Raw genomic sequence first — 17,780 nt, forward strand, 5'->3', positions numbered from 1 at the left:
ATTGGTGCAATTATAGTTCGTTTACTGTTCATTTATTTTACAAAAATCAACTCTGGTTTTTGAGAATCAGTAACTTCATATTCTCCTTCTTTAAAATTGATGACAAATTTTTCTAATTTAGTGTCTTTTTTAGAATTTAAAAAATTAAAATGTATTAACATAATCTTACTATTTTTTTCAATTTTAAAAATTAGTTTAAATACACCTATTTTTTGTTCATTCCAATATTCTGATTTTATACTTCTAATTTTTATAAATTTATGAACCCTATTTTCAAACATTAGAGGTTTGTTGTTTTTAGGAGTATCAATTTCAGTTTGTACTATTGATAGTTCCATTTGAGCAGTTTTTGAAAATAAGTGAGTTGAGTCTTTAGTAATAAATTGAAGCTTTTTATTGTTATCTAAAACATAAATATTTCCATAAAAATAATATTTTTTCGTACTTGGTTGTGCGTAAATATTGATAAAAAACAAAAAAGCTAAGAAAAGTAATAATTTATTTAGTCGCATTTTTAATTATTTTAGTCATTATATCTAAAAAATCATCGGTATTCAAATTGTCAGCAATGTGTATATGTCCAACTGCTTTAAAATTATTCATAGCCAAATCATCTCTTTTTTTGGCGGCTCTGTACATAATTTCATTAGATAAATAATCCCCACCAGATCCCGAATCATTTGTTGATTTTCCTTTTATATTTATTTTTTTAAATGTTGGTGAATTGTTATTTTTAGAGGGATGATCTTCAGAATTGTTAAGATCATCAATATAGGTTTGATCAAAGTAAATTTTTCCAGTTGAAGGAGACAAATCTCCTGTCATTATTTTATTAATAGGCAAGGTTGTTTCATAAAACTCATTACCTGTTAAAATTTGTTTAAATCTTTCTTGATTATATTCTAAATACGTAGAACCTATATTCGCATTATCCAAAAATCCACCACGAAATTTACTAGCAAATCTTTCTAAATCAAAGTTAGAATCATTTCTACTTGTTGTTATCATTATATCAAATTGAGAAATATATTTTTCCACCAAATTTTCTATGATACCATTGTCAAAATCTTCATAACGAACAGGTACAACAACGCATTGAATATAAGCATTTCCAACTGTTAATCCATTAAGGTATAAAGCTGATATTCCTGAAGGATTTGAAGTTTTAATATCTCCTTTTATTTTTTTGTGGAAAGGATTTAAAACAAACGGATCAAACCCCGTAATCAAAACTTTTTTCTTGCCACTCGCTTTTGAGAAATCTATTCCAGTATAATTACGGCTGTTTTCTTCAAAAAGCTGTATTGCTTTGTAAAGTTTACTATTTTTCGGAACTATTGATTTGATAAAGAAATCGTCTTGGTCTTTTTGGGGTAATGTTTTAATATCTTCTATGTAAACATATTGGCGTTTTAGGATTACTTGCATTGCAATTCTTGCCCAATACAATGGTCGGTCATCAAGAATGGCTTCTATTTCTTTTATTTCCTTTTTCTTTTCGCCTGTTTTTTTGATATTGGTAACAATGGTAGAAGTATGGTCTTTGTGTTGCCAAACGGCATAATCCCACAATTCTTTAGCACTTTTTATTACTTTTACCTCGATTTGGTCTGTGGTTAAATCTCTGTTATCCTCGCATAGATATTCAGAGAATCCATCTACAATGTTTTTTATGGCATCGTTTTTTTCTTTGTGCGCGTCTATAAATTTATTTTCGTAGTTGGTTAATAAATCTTTTGAACCTGAATCATCTGTTTTGAATAAACCTATTAACTCTTCATAATTTCGTTTGTAGGTTACTGGTTTTAGGCGTTCGCCTTCGAGTGGGAAATAAACGGGTTTGGCTTCAAAGCTAATTTTGACATAAAATTCGTTTAAATCTTCTTCTTTTATTTTGGTTATGTGTTGGTCATAATCGTATTCTTCTAAATCATCGCTGTACCAATTTGGATTGAGTTCAAAAAGTGGCGTTTCGTATTGATTGTTAAAAACAGGAACAAAGCCCCAACGGTAACCGCTACCGTTCATCATATCAAAATTTTGGTTCTTGCTTTTTGATTTTCCTTGCAAGGTAAGATAAATCATTTTGCCGTCTTTGGCATTTTTGGTGGTAACTTTTATTTTGAGTTTTTGACCATAATAAAAATCTTTGGTGTTTTGATTGAGTAGTTTATTGTTTTGGTCAAAAAATTCTACTTTTTCAACATAAGGATGCGTAGTGTAATATTTTTCAGGTGGAACATATTCGCCAAATGTAACTCCTTTTTCTTTTCCGCTCATTATAATTTGTTCACCAGCATTATATTCAATACTTTCTGCCCAAATATGATAATCTCCACCAACTGTCTCGGTTATTTTTCCGTCAACTATGATTGTCTTGCTTCCTCCAGTAAATATTTTTGTCGTTTCTCGCATTTTCCTTCTTTGGTTAAAGGTTCTCGTTGCTGACGCAGAACATCCTTATTTGTGTATTTACTCGTATTCAACAACCATTCTCACAAGGTTATTTTAGCAACGTTTATTGATTAATCTTGATTTTCTATGCTTTTATAAGCATCAATAATTTTTTTAACTAATTTATGACGTACAATATCTTTATCATCTAAATAAATTATTCCTATTCCGTCTACATTTTTTAATACTAAAAGAGCTTCTTTTAATCCTGATATTGTTCTACGAGGTAAATCTACCTGACCTGGATCTCCTGTAATAATAAATTTAGCATTTCGTCCCATACGAGTCAGAAACATTTTCATCTGACTATGTGTTGTATTTTGAGCTTCGTCTAATATAACAAACGCATTATCTAATGTACGACCACGCATAAAAGCTAGAGGTGCAATTTGAATAACCCCTTTCATAATATAATCTTCTAAAGTTTGAGGAGGAATCATATCACGCAGAGCATCGTAAAGTGGTTGCATATACGGATCTAACTTTTCTTTCATATCTCCTGGTAAAAAGCCCAGATTTTCGCCAGCTTCTACAGCAGGTCTAGTTAATATAATTCGCTTTACTTGTTTTTCTTTTAAAGCTCTAACAGCCAAAGCAACTCCTGTATAGGTTTTTCCTGTTCCTGCAGGTCCTACAGCAAAAACCATATCATTTTTTTGTAAAGTATCTACTAACAATTGTTGGTTGGGGGTCATGGCTTTTATTAGCTTCCCTCCTACACCATGAACTAATATTTTATCATGATCAGATATTTTAGAATTTGATTGTACATCTCCTTCTATAATTCGCATAATAACATTATCATCTATACTATTGAAACGTGTAAAATGAAGCATCAATCTACGAAATCGCACTTCAAATTCATCTAACACTTCTTCCTCTCCAAAGGCTTTTAACGTAGTTCCTCTTGCTATAATTTTTAGCTTTGGATAGTATTTTTTTATTGTTTCTAAATGTTTGTCATGAGCTCCCCAAAATTCTTTAGGAGCTATATTTTCTAATTCTATAACCCTTTCGTTCAAAGTCAGATTAATTTAGTTAAAAATAAATTCGTTTTGTTTATCCCAAATCTACTAATTTTGCCTCAATAATACAGCAATAGTTATAAACAATCGAATGTCAATAATTACACTTACTACCGATTTTGGAGTCAAAGACCACTTTGTAGGTGCACTAAAGGGAAAAATTTTCACACAAATTCCTAATGCTCAAATTGTTGATATTTCTCATCAAATAGACCTATTCAACATAATAGAAGCAAGTTACGTAATTAGTGCTGCATATTACAACTTTCCCAAAGGTACTGTTCATCTAATAGGTGTAGATAGTGAACAAACCATAAACACAAGGCATCTGGTAGTGTATTGGAACGAACATTATTTTGTGTGTGCTGATAACGGCATCATGAGCTTGGTCTGTCAAAACCAAAAACCAGAAAACATAATCGAAATTAATGTTACAAATCACCTCCCTCAAACGGCTACTGATACGGACATTTTGTTAGCTGTAGCTTGTCATATTGCAAAAGGAGGACAATTAGATATCATTGGCAAAAAGATTGAGGATTTGAAGCCACAAAATCAACTACAAGAAATAGTAGAATCAAACAAAATAAAAGGAAATGTTATATACATTGATCATTACGGAAACTGCGTGACCAATATTACTCGTAATTCTTTTGAAAAATTAAATATTGATAAAAAGTTTGAAATAAAATTTGGTAACAAGACCATAAAGAAAATACATCGTTCTTATTCTGATTTTAACATCAGAGAAGGTTATACGCTTAAAGACTATGAGGGCGAAAAATTAGCACTCTTTAATGAAGCAGGCTACTTAGAAATTGCTATATTTAAAAGCAACCCAAATACCACTGGCACAGCTAAATCTTTATTGGGTTTAAAATATAGAGATACTATTAGCGTTATTTTTGAATAAATTTAAATCCATAACAACCATCTATATGCTAGTCCGAATAGTAAAACTTAGTTTTCACGAGCAAAACATACCCACTTTTTTAAAAAATTTTGAGCAAATAAAAAATGAAATTCGAAATTCACCTGGAAATCAATTATTAGAACTTTATCAAGATCAAGATAATCCGTGTATATTTTTTACTTACAGCTATTGGGAAAGCGCAGAAGATCTAGAAAATTATAGAAATTCTGCATTATTTGATGAAGTTTGGACCTTTACAAAAAAACTATTTAATGATAAACCAGAGGCTTGGAGTGTAAACAAACTGGTTTCTTTAGCGTAAAGCTTTGCTTCTATATCTATCTATTAATTTTTTATTATATTTTTAGGACTTTTGAACCTATACCATATTTTATGAAAGCCATACTTTTTAAAGAATTTCGATTATTTTTTGGATCTCCTATTGGTTATTTAGTTATTGCTTTATTTTTGCTCATAACGGGATTATTTTTATGGGTTTTTGAAGGTGACTATAATATACTTAATTCTGGTTTTGCCGATTTAGCTCCTTTTTTCACAATTGCTCCTTGGATTTTATTGTTTTTAATTCCTTCTGTAACAATGCGTAGTTTTGCCGATGAAAAAAAACAAGGAACTATCGAACTCCTATTAACCAAACCTATACGTTTAGGTCAAATTGTTATTGGTAAATCCCTAGGTGCTTTTTTATTAATTCTTATTGCTATAATCCCTACCTTAGTTTACATAAAAATGATTTATGATTTAGGATTGCCCGAAGGAAATTTAGATTTTGGCAGTACATTAGGATCTTATTTTGGATTATTATTTCTAATAGGATCATATACTTCAATAGGTGTTTATACTTCTACTTTATCAGATAATCAAATTGTGGCTTTCTTAACGGCTGTATTAGTCTGCTTTTTATTTTATTTTGGATTTCAAGGTATTTCTACACTCACCTTTTTTGGAAATTTTAATGACTTTGTAGCATCATTAGGAATGGACTATCACTACAAAAGTATCAGCCGAGGAGTCATTGACACACGTGATCTAATCTATTTTATGAGTGTCATTTTTTTCTTTTATACACTAACTGTTACTAACCTTAAAAAATACAAGAAATAAGATGAAAGATTCCACAAAAAAAATAATTGGTCTTATCCTTGCATTAGTTCTACTAAATAGTATTAGTCATTATATTTTCAAACGTTTTGACTTAACACAAGATAAAAGATATACATTATCAGAAACCTCTTTAAATATTCTAAAAAACGCACAAGAACCACTTTATGTGGATGTTTTTTTAGAGGGCAATTTCCCTATAGAGTTCAAACGCCTACAACGAGAAACAAAACAAATATTAGAAGAATTAAAAGCTTATAATTCTAATATTATCTTTCAATTCGTTAATCCACTTGAAAACCCCGAAGAAGCAGAAGCTGTAATGCAACAATTTTATGAACGTGGACTAACTCCTGTCAAAATAACGGTTGATGACAAAGGAAAACAATCACAAGAAGTTGTCTATCCTTGGGCTATTGCTACATATAAGGGTAAAAGCACAAAAGTTCCTCTACTTAAAAATCGTATGGGAGCTAGCACAGAACAAAAAGTTATTCATTCAGTACAACATCTAGAATATGCTTTTACAGATGCCTTTCATAAAATAACTACCCCAAAAAAGAAAAAAATTGCAATCATAAAGGGCAAAAATGAGCTCCCAGATATTTTAAAAGCTGATTTTTTACAAACGGTTCGTGATAATTATTTTATTGCCCCTTTCCCTATTGATTCTGTAAAAACAAAACCTGAATTAATACAAAAAGCACTCAAAACATTTGATTTAGCTATTATTGCAAAACCAAAATCCAGCTTTACTGATGCTGAAAAACAAGTATTAGATCAATTTATAGTAAATGGAGGAAAAACACTTTGGTTAATAGACGCTGTAAATGTTTCTATGGAAGATCTTAATCAAACAGGAAATACATTAGCATTCACAAACGATTTAGGTTTAAATGATTTGTTCTTCAAATATGGTTTTCGTATAAATCCTGTTTTAATTAAAGATATGCAAGCTGTTCCTATAGCATTAGCTACAGGCAAAAGAGGAAGTGAAACACAATATCAAAACTATCCTTGGTTCTATTCTCCTTTTGCATATACAGAAAGCAAACACCCCATTGTAAATAATATTGATGGTGTCAAGTTTGAGTTTTCGAGTCCTATTGACACTTTAAAAAATAATATCAAAAAAACTATTTTACTAAAATCCTCTCCTTATTCAAAAACAGTAGGTACACCTGTGGAAGTTAGTCTTGAAATGGTAAATGAAAAACCTCTTGCAAAAGATTATACTCCTGGAAATTTTCCTATAGCATTATTATTAGAAGGCAAATTTCATTCTGTTTTTGAAAATCGTATATTGGCCTTTAAATCATCTGAATTTAAAAATATAGGTAAGGATTCTAAAATGATAATAGTATCTGATGGTGACATTATTAAAAACCAACTTGATCAAAATGGACAACCAATGGAGCTAGGTTTTGACAAGTGGACCAATCAAATATATGCTAATAAAGAGTTCTTGATGAATTGTGTAAACTTCTTATTAGACGATACAGGACTGATTTACATACGTAGTAAAGAGGTAAATCTACCATTATTAGACAAAGAAAAAGTATACGAAGAATATGCTTATATTCAATTCATTACCGTTGGTGCACCATTACTTATTTTAATTCTTTTTGGCATTATTTTAAACTATTTAAGAAAGCGAAAATTTGCTCAATAATTATTTAAAAAAATAATTTCAAAAACTAATTAGTTTACGATATATTTGTAAAAACTAAAATCTATACACCATAAGGTTACTTACTTAAATAATTTGCGATGAAATTTATTGTATCGAGTTCTTATTTACAAAAACAACTACAGGTCTTGGGTAGTGTAATAAACAGTAGCAATACTTTGCCTATTCTAGACAATTTTTTATTTGAATTAAAACAAGACCAATTAGTCGTTTCTGCCTCAGATTTAGAAACTACTATGTCGGCTTCTTTAAACATAGATTCTACCAGTGAGGGAAGCGTGGCTGTACCCGCTAAATTGCTATTAGAAATTTTAAAAACATTTCCAGAACAACCTCTTACCTTTACAGTAGAAGAGAATAACACTATTGAAATTAGTTCTCAATCTGGTAAATATGCCTTAGCATACTCACCAGGTGCTGAGTTCCCTAAAGCTGTCGTTTTAGAAGACCCTTCTAAAACATTAGTACCAGCAGAAGTATTATCAACAGCTGTAAGTAAAACTATTTTTGCAGCAGGTAATGACGATCTTCGCCCTGTAATGAGTGGTGTGTTTTTTCAGTTTTCACCAGAAGGATTAATTTTTGTAGCTACAGATGCTCACAAATTAGTTAAATATGCTAGAGCTGATGTAAAAGCTTCTCAAGTTGCCGACTTTATCATGCCAAGAAAACCTTTAAACATTCTAAAAGGTATATTAGCAGCCTCTGACTCAGAAGTTACTATAGAATATAACGATGCTAATGCCACGTTTTCTTTTGACAACTACGTCTTAACTTGTCGATTAATTGATGGAAAATACCCTAATTACGAAGCTGTTATTCCTAAAGAAAATCCCAACAAATTATTAATAGATCGTGCACAATTTTTAAGTTCAGTACGTCGTGTGGCTATTTTTTCAAACAAGACTACACACCAAATCCGTCTTAAGATTGCAGGTGCTGAATTAAACATTTCAGCAGAAGATATTGATTATTCAAATAAGGCAGAAGAACGTCTTACTTGTGATTACCAAGGCGATGATATGCAAATTGGATTCAACTCTCGTTTTTTAATGGAAATGTTGACAAATTTACAAAGCGACATGATTCAGTTAGAAATGTCTATGCCTAATCGTGCTGGTATATTAACTCCCGCTGATGGATTAGACGAAGGAGAAACCGTTACTATGCTTGTAATGCCTGTAATGCTAAATAGTTAAAAATACTAATGGCTGTCCGAGAAGATCATAATCTTATCATTGCTATAACAAAAGAAAATAATAAACTTTATTATAAAAATTGTCCTCTTTATAAAAAGAAACAATCAAAACATTAAGTCATTACTTTTCGGACAACCTTTCTAGACTTCCTAAGCAGCTAATTTCTCTTTTTCACAAGAAAAATACTTCTAAATATAAATTTCAATTGAAGTTATAGTTCTTTATTTTAAAAATATCGACTATAAACAATACCTTTGCAAAAAATATAATTAGAAATATGTCTTCATTTGAGCAATTTAATCTACCAAAATCTTTACAAAAATCATTAGACGAATTAAAATTTGTCAGTCCTACTCCCATACAAGAAAAATCATTTAATGTAATCATGTCGGGTAGAGATGTAATGGGAATTGCTCAAACAGGAACAGGTAAAACATTTGCCTATTTACTTCCTTTACTAAAGCAATATAAATTTGCTCAAACATACAATCCTCGTATAATGATTTTAGTTCCTACCAGAGAACTCGTAGTACAAGTAGTAGATGAAGTAGAAAAACTCACACAATATATGTCCGTTAGAACCTTGGGAATTTATGGAGGTGTGAACATAAATACTCAAAAAAACCAAGTATATCAAGGCATAGATATTCTAGTAGGAACACCTGGACGTATAATGGACTTATCTTTAGATGGTGTCTTATCACTACAAGAAGTCACTAAACTAGTAGTTGATGAATTTGATGAAATGTTAAATTTAGGCTTCCGTCCTCAAATTACATCTATCTTAAGTATGTTAAAACCGAAACGTCAAAACATTCTTTTTTCAGCTACAATGACAGATGAAGTAGACGAAATGCTGAATGATTATTTTGATTTCCCTGAGGAAGTTACTCTTGCCAAATCAGGTACTCCCTTAGAGAAGATAGAACAATTATCATATCATGTCCCTAACTTCAATACAAAGGTCAATTTATTAAAACACTTATTACAAACAAGTGAATCATTAGAACGAATTCTAATATTTGTTAATAATAAAAAAATTGCGGATATGCTTCATGATAAAATAGAGGCAGAATTCCCTGATGAATTTGGTATAATTCATTCAAATAAATCGCAAAATTATCGTTTACTTACTATGTCTTCTTTTCAAAAAGGGGAAATAAAAGGGATCATTACTACTGATGTAATGGCAAGAGGATTAGACATTTCTAACATTACACATGTCATAAATTTTGAAATGCCTGAAATTCCAGAACAATACATCCACCGCATTGGTAGAACTGGACGCGCAGATTCAGAAGGCGTTGCTATCAGTTTTATTACACCTAAAGAAGAAGATATAAAAATAGAAGCTGAAATGCTAATGGATTTAGAAATTCCTATTTTAGAGCTTCCTGACAGCATAGAAATTTCTACACAACTAATAGGTCCTGAAAAAGAAAAGCAAAAAATAAAACATTTACTTAAAAAAACAAAAATATCAGAGAATAGCGCTTTTCAAGAAAAATCAGAAAAAAATAAAAAAATAAATTTAGGAGGCCCTGGCAAAAGAAAACCGCGTAAAACAGCCCCTAGAAATCGTGCCGTTGAACGCAAACGCGCAGAAAAACGTAAGAAAAAATAAAACTACTAAAAAAAGTATCCTAAAAGTCTAAAACCTTAATTCTAAACAAAGTCAACGGACTCAAGAAACTAGATAAGTCTAATTATTTACTTTTAGGATACTTTTATTCATCAAATTAAGTATGATCCTCACAATATAAACACAGAAAGCAAACTGAAGAAACAAATTATTATTTACTTCTATTTTAATCGCTTAATATTTTTTCACACAAATAATCTAATCTTTATTTCTTCTTCTAAAACTTTCCTTGGGGAGCAATAGTATTACAATGTTAACCATTGAAAAAAGTTAACTTTACTACAATAATTTATACCATTTAAACTTTAAAATTCCCTCATAATACTATTTTTTTTAACCTTGAGACTGTCCAAAAAGTTCGCAATCTTGTTCATTTCAATCAAAGAAAGAAATCACATAATACGATTATCAGACTCCTCCTTACATCGGAGTGACAAACTGCATATTAATTTAGATACTATTCTACAAAAGCAATAAATTAGTATTGGTTCTCGATACGCTTCGCGCTCGAACTAACGATGATTTCAATTATATACTCAACCGTTTGTTCGGGTTGTTTTAAAATAAAAAAACAGATCAAGAATTTTACTTTTTAATTCAGTACATTTTAAGTTTAAATGGTATTACTTAGAACGTTTTCTAAAATTCAACATACTCATTTAAAACATTCAATAATTGTTCTTTTTCAAAAGGTTTTATCAATACATCATTCATTCCTGCTTTTTTACATTTATTGAACACCTCAAATCTATCAAAAGCAGTCAATGCAATAATAGGGGTTTTAATTTTTAAGTTTCTTATATGAATAGCGGTTTCGTATCCGTCATAAATAGGCATATTAATATCTAAAAAGATGATATTAAATTGTTCTTTTTTACAAATTTCTATTGTTTGTAAACCATTTTCAACAATTATAACGTGGTAGCCAAAAGATTGTAATATCTTTTCTGTTACTATTTGATTAATCTTATTATCTTCTGCTAAGAGTACTTTAAGTTTTCTTTCTTGTTTTTCTTCTACTAATAAGTGAGGTAAAGAAATCTGATCATCTATTTCAAAACTCAACTGAAATATTACCTTTGTCCCCTTACCTTCTTCACTTTCTAAAAAAATGGCACCTCCAAACAGAGCTATTAGTTTTTTTACAATTGGCAATCCTAAACCTGTTCCTTGATAGTCTTCTTCTCTTCGTTCTATTTGAACAAATTCTTCAAAAATACGTTTTTGGTTTTCTTTGGCAATTCCTATTCCTGTATCTTCTACAACAAATTCTAAACATATTTGATTATCTATTCTGGTAAGCAATTGAACACTTACATCTACTTTCCCTTTTTCTGTAAATTTGAGGGCGTTGCTAACCAAATTCATTAAAATCTGAGATAATCTAAGACCATCTCCTATAATTTTTTCTGGTATTCTAGGATCAATTTTTATATTAATTGTGTTTTTTGTTTTAACTGATTGCATATAGAAACTATTTTTAATAGCTTCCATTTTATCCCAAAGATTAAAATTACTCTTTTCTAGGACAATTTTTTTTTCTGTTATTTTATAAATTTGTAAAACATCGTTTACTAAAGACAGCAAATATTGGGCTGAAAACTTTAAAGACTCTAAATATTTACTATTTTTAATTTCGGGATATTCATCTGCTAATAAATCAGAAATCCCTATAACTCCGTACAAAGGAGTTCGCAATTCATGTGTAATAGTTGAAACAAATTGTGATTTAAGTCGTGTAGATTCTTCTGCTCTATCTTTGGCTTCTTCTAACTCGTTATTAATTCTTTTCAAACGCACAAAACTTTTACGTCTATGCTGATTGTTCTGATATAGTATATAGACCAAAATAATTAAAAACCCTACAATAATCATAAACAAAAAAATGATTAGATAGGTTTTTTTAAAACTAAGTTCTTGTTCTTCTTTTTGTTTTTCAATATAATTTATTTGTTCCTCATACTCTTTTATCTTGATAGCATCCTCTTCACTTTTTACTGATTCTGAACGAGATTCGTTATAAACTTTGTCTTTATATTGAGAACTTAATTTTTGGTATTTTAAAGCTTTTTGATACTCTTTAAATTTTTCAAAATGCAAAGCATAATCAAGATAAACTTCTGACAAATAACTATCAAGCAAATTTTCTTTTTCTTTTAATCCATAATGAATTGCTTTTTCAAAAAAGTATTCTGCTTTAGCTTTTTCATTTTTATAGCTATGATAACGCGCCCATAAAGCATTGTAATTCAATTGTGCCTCTGATTCCTTTTGCCCCGTTATATACAAACTCGCCTTTTTTAAAAAAGGTATTGCTTCTTCATAACGATTTTCATCAACGTAAGCTCCTGCAATATTCAAAGAGTTATAAACGGTTTGAATAGGTTTATTTATTTTTTCTGTATAAAATAATCCTTTTTTATAATATTTAATACCTTCTTCAAAATTATTTTCATAATAAGAACAAAGAGCTCCAAGATTATTATATATTAAATTCTTAAGGGTATCATTATCCTCTATATTAGCATAATATAATGATTTTAAAAAATAATCTTTTGCTTTTTTAGTATTTGCAAATTCAGTAAAATTAGACCCTAAAATCAGATAGGCTTTAGATTTCAAAGCATTGTTGTTTAACTGAAAGGATTCTGATAGTATTTCTTGAGCTAACATCATTGATTTTTTGGGATCTAACTCTCTCAATGCTTTTTTTGCTCTTTCTATTTTTAATTCAGTTTTTTTTACGGCATCTACTTCTTGTGAAAAAACATCATTAGTTCTAATAATAAGACTCAATATAATTATAAAAAAAGGACGCATCTTCTCACTATTTGATTTTTTAAAGAAAGGAATTTAGTCAAAAATAGTTTATTTTTGACAATTAAAACTGTTTTACATTAATTTTAATGAATGAAACACCAATGTATCAACGTCTTTCTAAATTTGCTCAAAAATTCATCAAACCTTCTATTTTTTTAAAATATGGGTTTAACTTATCTCCTATGTACAGGCGAAGTACAGCTCGGGTTATGTATATATCAGAAAACCTAAAAAATATATACATTAAGATCCCTCATAATTATAAAAATAAAAATTATGTTGGGTCTATTTTTGGTGGTAGTCTTTTTTCTGCGGTAGATCCTATTCCTATGACGCAATTAATGTACCTTCTTAAAGAAGATTATATTGTATGGGATAAAGCAGCCTTAATTCGTTTTAAAAAACCTGCACGAGAAAACGTATATGCAACTTTTCATTTTAGTGATGAGGAAATAAACGAAATCATTGAAAAAGTACGTATAAATAAAGAAATAGAACATACTAAAACAACATATATCACCAATAAAACAGGAGATATTACATTTTGTGAAGTAACAAAAACTATTTACATAGCAGAGAAAGAATTTTATAAGGAAAAATTAAAGAAAAGAGAACTGTCTTCTTGAATTTCGACTTGTTTTTTTCTTATTTTCCCAACAAAAATTACTAACATATTAATCTATTCATAAGATTCAATCTAAAAAATGTATCTTTGACAAACTCAAAATATAAATGCAATTTAAACATCCTGAAATTCTTTATTTTCTTTTTTTACTGATTATCCCAGTAATTGTGCATTTATTCCAATTACGTAAGTTTAAAAAAGAATATTTTACAAATGTTCGCTTTCTAAAAGAACTGATTGTTCAAACACGCAAAAGCTCTAAAATAAAAAAATACTTACTATTAGCAACTAGGCTGTTATTATTAACAACTCTTATCATTGCTTTTTCTCAACCTTTCTTTAAGGCCGTGGATCAAACGGGTAAGAACAATGAACTGATCATACTATTAGATAACTCTTTTAGTATGCAGGCGAAAGGAAAAAAGGGAGAGCTACTTAAACGTGCCATACAAGATTTATTAGAAAACGTACCCGAAGAAACAACTTTCTCAATTCTAACAAATGATACTGATTTTTGGAACACTAATATAAAAACTATTTCCAAAGAACTTCAAAATCTAAATTATAGTCCAATTCCTTTTTCTCTTGAAAATTCTTTGATTAAAACAAAATCACACAATAATAACCAAGGAAAAGACATTCTTGTAATCACAGATGCAATTGGATTACAAACAGAATCTCTAACAAAGTCTCCCACAACTAATAAAACTTTTTTCTTAATTCCCGAAGCTGAAAAAACAAGTAATGCAGCTATTGATAGCGTTTTTATAAATCAAACTCTTGATCATTTTTATGAAATTGGCGTATTAGTTTCTTCTAATTTTGAAGAAGCTAGATCAATACCTGTTTCCTTATATAATCAAAACAATTTGATAGCAAAAGCAATCATGCCTCTAAACAAAAGTAAACAAACCTTACTTTTTACAATTCCTAAAGAAACCTTTAGTGGGTATGTTTCATTACAAGATAACAGTTTAGCTTTTGATAATACTTTTTATTTTAATTTTTTGAAACCTAAAATTCTAAAAATCCTGAGCATTGGAGACCCTTTTAAATCTAATTTCCTTTCTCGAATTTACACACAACCTGAATTTAATTTTTCTAATACTCCTCTTAATAGCTTAGATTATAGAAATATCGAAAACCAAGATTGTATTATATTAAACGAATTAGAAAATATTCCTTTAGCCATGCACACTAACATAAAAAAGTTTGTAGAAAAAGGAGGCAGTTTAATAATCATACCTTCTGAAAAAATCCCTCCTTCCAATCTAAATTCTTTTTTAAAAAATTTTGCAAACATCCTATTTCTTAATTCACAAAATGAAGAGAAGAAAATAAGTAAAATTAACTTTTCAAATCCTTTATATAATAATGTTTTTGAAAAAAAAATTCATAATTTTCAATATCCTATTACAAAACAATCTTTTGAAATAAGAAGTAATCTTCCTCATGCTCTTTCTTATGAAGATCAATCAGCATTCTTAAGTACATTATATAAAAACACAGGAACTGTTTTTATTTTCTCAGCCCCTTTAAACAAAGAAAACTCTAATTTTCAAAACGCACCATTAATTGTTCCTACCTTTTATAAAATGGGTACTTCAACTAATGAAAATGGAATACAATATCAAATAATTGGTCAAAATAAAACTTCTATAATTAATGTTGATCTCAACAAAGATGAAATAGTTTCTATTACCAATAAAGAAGAAAACTTTATTCCTATCCAGCAAGTTTTGGAAAACAAACTTAAATTTAGCTGTGGAGATAATCCTAAAAAAGCTGGTAATTATCACATCTACCAAAACAAAAAAAATCTTTACCCTATTAGCTTTAATTATGATCGTAAAGAAAGTCAATTAATCGCTACTAACCATAATAAAATCAATACTATAAACAGCTTAAATAACTTCTTTGAAACCCTTCAATTAGAACGTACTGACCAGCAAATATGGAAGTGGTTTCTTATTTTAGCTTTATTCTTTTTGATCATCGAATTGCTCATTCAAAAATTTGTAAAATGAATTTAATTATCCGTAATGCTCGAATTATTGAAAAAAACCATCCTCTAAATCAAGAAATCACTGATATTCAAATCAGCCATGGAAAAATAGAAAAAATTGGTAAAAACCTACCTATTCTAAACGATTATGAGGTCATTACATTCCCTGATTTACACATTTCAAAGGGGTGGATAGACACCAGTGTATCTTTAGGAGAACCTGGCTTTGAAGACTGTGAAACCATTAGTAACGGATTACAAGTAGCAAGTAAGTCAGGTTTTACAGCAGTTCTTCTACAACCTAACTCTTTTCCTATTTTAGACAATCAATCTCAGATATTTTTTGTAAAACAAAAAGCAAATCAAAATGCTACTGATTTATATCCGATTGGAGCACTTACAAAAAACAGTAATGGAAATGAATTAGCTGAACTTTTAGACATGAAAAATGCTGGGGCAATAGCATTTGGGGATTACAATAAAAGTTTAGATAATGCTAATATTCTAAAAATAGCATTACAATATACACAAGATTTTAATGGAAAGGTTATTGCCTATTCAATGGATCACAATATAAAAGGTAAAGGTATTGTAAATGAAGGAATAATCTCTACCCAATTAGGATTAAAAGGAATTCCTTCTTTAGCAGAGGAATTAATTATAGCTCGTAATTTATATATATTAGAATATACTGGAGGAAAACTCCATATTCCAACTCTTTCCACAGCTCATTCTGTAGAATTAATCCGACAGGCAAAAGCCAAAGGTTTACAAATAAGTTGTAGTGTAGCTGTTCATAATTTAACCCTAAATGATGAAGTTCTAACCAGCTTTGATTCTAATTATCGAGTAACACCTCCTATTCGAACAGAAGAAGACCGTAAGGCCCTTATTAACGGAATCCTTGATAATACAATTGACTGCATTACAACGGATCATAATCCTATAGACATTGAACACAAAAATCTAGAATTTGATTTAGCTAAAAACGGAACTATTGGATTAGAAAGTGGTTATGGAATCTTACAAAACATTTTACCTATAGAAGTCATTATCGAAAAATTAACTGCTGGTCGAAAAATTTTCAACATAGAAGAACCAAGTATAAAAGAAGGAGAAATAGCCAATCTGACTCTTTTTAGTCCTACTGAAAACTCATTTTTCCTAAAAGAAAATATTCTATCTAAGTCTAAAAATTCTGCTTTTATAAACCTTCCTACAAAAGGAAAAGTATTTGGAATTATTAACAACTATCAATTTATCAAAAACCAATAATGAAGACTGACTTAAACGATATTAAGAAAGGAAAAAGTACCGCCATAATAAGCTATATACTTATAATAGGACCTCTTATTGCCTTATCAATGAATAGTGGAGAAGACAAAACTCAATTTGGCTCTTTTCATGTACGACAAGGCTTAGGATTAACCCTTACATTTGTAGCACTAGGACTTATGTTATCCAATTTCAACGTACCAATGGCAACAATCAGTATGTGGTTTTTTATAACTTTATTGAGTTTTTACGGCTTGTACACTGCCGGTAAAGGAGAATCACGTCCATTGCCTTTATTAGGTAATTTATTTCAAAAATTTTTAAAAACCATCTAATGAATTTATCTCTATACCATTTAGTCAAAGAACCTAAAATTAAAAAAGACAAAAATCCCTTACTTTTATTACTACACGGTTACGGAAGTAATGAAGAGGATTTATTTTCGTTTGCCTCTGAACTCCCTGAACATTATTACGTTATTTCCGCCCGTGCACCTTATAATCTTATGCCTAATGCCTACGCTTGGTATGCCATCAACTTTGATGCAGATGAAAACAAATTTTCAGATTTAGATCAAGCGCGCAATTCAAGAGAATTAATCATTAGCTTCATTGATGAATTAATAAAAAATTACCCTATAGATCCCAATAAAATAACGTTAATTGGTTTTAGCCAAGGATGTATTTTAAGTTATGCCACCGCTTTATCATATCCTAATAAAATTCAACGAATAGTAGGTATGAGTGGTTACTTTAATCAAGAAATTGCATTAGAAAATTACAATCAAAATGATTTCAGTAATTTGCAAATATTTGCCTCACATGGGAGTGTAGACCAAGTTGTTCCTATAGAATGGGCTCGCAAAGCACAACCTATATTAAATAATTTAGGAATCCAAAACATTTATAAAGAATATCCTGTAGGTCACGGGGTAGCTCCTCAAAATTTTTATGATTTCAAAAATTGGCTTCTAGAAACTGAATAATAATAAAAAAGGGTGTCTTTTGTAC

General features: G+C 29.7%; 15 protein-coding genes. 11 read left to right on the forward strand and 4 right to left on the reverse strand.

The genetic code is table 11. The features are described 5' to 3' along the window. Nucleotides 1-32 precede the first annotated feature (32 nt). The 3 genes from AWN65_RS14960 to AWN65_RS10085 form a co-directional block, all read right to left on the reverse strand. The gene (locus AWN65_RS14960) at nucleotides 33-512 is read right to left on the reverse strand and encodes a hypothetical protein (RefSeq protein ID WP_060383042.1); all 480 of its coding nucleotides are present in this window, start codon (nucleotides 510-512) and stop codon (nucleotides 33-35) included. Next, nucleotides 499-2,415 (reverse strand): pyroglutamyl-peptidase I family protein, encoded by a 1,917-nt coding sequence (locus tag AWN65_RS10080; RefSeq protein ID WP_060383043.1) that lies wholly within the window; start codon nucleotides 2,413-2,415, stop codon nucleotides 499-501. Before AWN65_RS10080 ends, AWN65_RS14960 begins: the two co-directional genes overlap by 14 nt. A 110-nt stretch (nucleotides 2,416-2,525) precedes the next feature. Then, nucleotides 2,526-3,476, reverse strand: coding sequence for a PhoH family protein (locus AWN65_RS10085; protein WP_060383044.1), 951 nt, complete (start codon nucleotides 3,474-3,476; stop codon nucleotides 2,526-2,528). A 94-nt stretch (nucleotides 3,477-3,570) separates the two neighbouring features. Between AWN65_RS10085 and AWN65_RS10090 the strand changes: the two genes are divergently transcribed. The 6 genes from AWN65_RS10090 to AWN65_RS10115 all read left to right on the forward strand — a co-directional run bounded on the left by AWN65_RS10090 (nucleotide 3,571) and on the right by AWN65_RS10115 (nucleotide 10,027). Then, a complete protein-coding gene (locus tag AWN65_RS10090) occupies nucleotides 3,571-4,392 on the forward strand; it encodes an SAM hydrolase/SAM-dependent halogenase family protein (RefSeq protein ID WP_060383045.1) in 822 nt (273 codons plus the stop codon). Between the two features lie 25 nt (nucleotides 4,393-4,417). Beyond that, on the forward strand, nucleotides 4,418-4,714 hold the full coding sequence (locus tag AWN65_RS10095) for a putative quinol monooxygenase (protein WP_060383046.1): 297 nt from the start codon (nucleotides 4,418-4,420) through the stop codon (nucleotides 4,712-4,714). Nucleotides 4,715-4,785: 71 nt separating this feature from the next. Then, nucleotides 4,786-5,517, forward strand: coding sequence for a gliding motility-associated ABC transporter permease subunit GldF (gene gldF / locus AWN65_RS10100; protein WP_060383047.1), 732 nt, complete (start codon nucleotides 4,786-4,788; stop codon nucleotides 5,515-5,517). 1 nt (nucleotide 5,518) lies between these two features. Next, nucleotides 5,519-7,186 (forward strand): gliding motility-associated ABC transporter substrate-binding protein GldG, encoded by a 1,668-nt coding sequence (gldG, locus tag AWN65_RS10105; protein WP_060383048.1) that lies wholly within the window; start codon nucleotides 5,519-5,521, stop codon nucleotides 7,184-7,186. A gap of 98 nt (nucleotides 7,187-7,284) precedes the next feature. Next, nucleotides 7,285-8,403 carry a DNA polymerase III subunit beta gene (gene dnaN, locus AWN65_RS10110; protein WP_060383049.1) on the forward strand — a complete coding sequence of 373 codons (1,119 nt, stop codon included), beginning with the start codon at nucleotides 7,285-7,287 and terminating at the stop codon, nucleotides 8,401-8,403. 277 nt (nucleotides 8,404-8,680) lie between these two features. Continuing rightward, a complete protein-coding gene (locus AWN65_RS10115; RefSeq protein ID WP_060383050.1) occupies nucleotides 8,681-10,027 on the forward strand; it encodes a DEAD/DEAH box helicase in 1,347 nt (448 codons plus the stop codon). A 657-nt stretch (nucleotides 10,028-10,684) separates the two neighbouring features. Here the strand turns inward: AWN65_RS10115 and AWN65_RS10120 are convergent. Beyond that, complete coding sequence (locus AWN65_RS10120; protein ID WP_060383051.1) at nucleotides 10,685-12,865, reverse strand: ATP-binding protein; 2,181 nt, start codon at nucleotides 12,863-12,865, stop codon at nucleotides 10,685-10,687. Between the two features lie 86 nt (nucleotides 12,866-12,951). Here AWN65_RS10120 and AWN65_RS10125 point away from each other — a divergent pair, with 86 nt between their 5' ends. The 5 genes from AWN65_RS10125 (at nucleotide 12,952) to AWN65_RS10145 (ending at nucleotide 17,755) form a co-directional block, all read left to right on the forward strand. Next, nucleotides 12,952-13,491, forward strand: a complete 540-nt coding sequence (locus AWN65_RS10125) for a DUF4442 domain-containing protein (protein WP_235588309.1) — start codon at nucleotides 12,952-12,954, stop codon at nucleotides 13,489-13,491. 106 nt (nucleotides 13,492-13,597) lie between these two features. Further along, nucleotides 13,598-15,517 (forward strand): BatA domain-containing protein, encoded by a 1,920-nt coding sequence (locus AWN65_RS10130; RefSeq protein WP_060383052.1) that lies wholly within the window; start codon nucleotides 13,598-13,600, stop codon nucleotides 15,515-15,517. Next, nucleotides 15,514-16,770, forward strand: a complete 1,257-nt coding sequence (locus tag AWN65_RS10135; protein WP_060383881.1) for a dihydroorotase — start codon at nucleotides 15,514-15,516, stop codon at nucleotides 16,768-16,770. The genes AWN65_RS10130 and AWN65_RS10135 overlap by 4 nt, the downstream gene beginning before the upstream one ends. Further along, a complete protein-coding gene (locus tag AWN65_RS10140) occupies nucleotides 16,770-17,105 on the forward strand; it encodes a hypothetical protein (protein ID WP_060383053.1) in 336 nt (111 codons plus the stop codon). The genes AWN65_RS10135 and AWN65_RS10140 overlap by 1 nt, the downstream gene beginning before the upstream one ends. Next, a complete protein-coding gene (locus AWN65_RS10145; protein ID WP_060383054.1) occupies nucleotides 17,105-17,755 on the forward strand; it encodes an alpha/beta hydrolase in 651 nt (216 codons plus the stop codon). The genes AWN65_RS10140 and AWN65_RS10145 overlap by 1 nt, the downstream gene beginning before the upstream one ends. Nucleotides 17,756-17,780: the final 25 nt, after the last annotated feature.

Origin of the sequence: Flavobacterium covae (genome assembly GCF_001534645.1) — a bacterium.
Classification (GTDB): Bacteria; Bacteroidota; Bacteroidia; order Flavobacteriales; family Flavobacteriaceae; genus Flavobacterium; species Flavobacterium covae.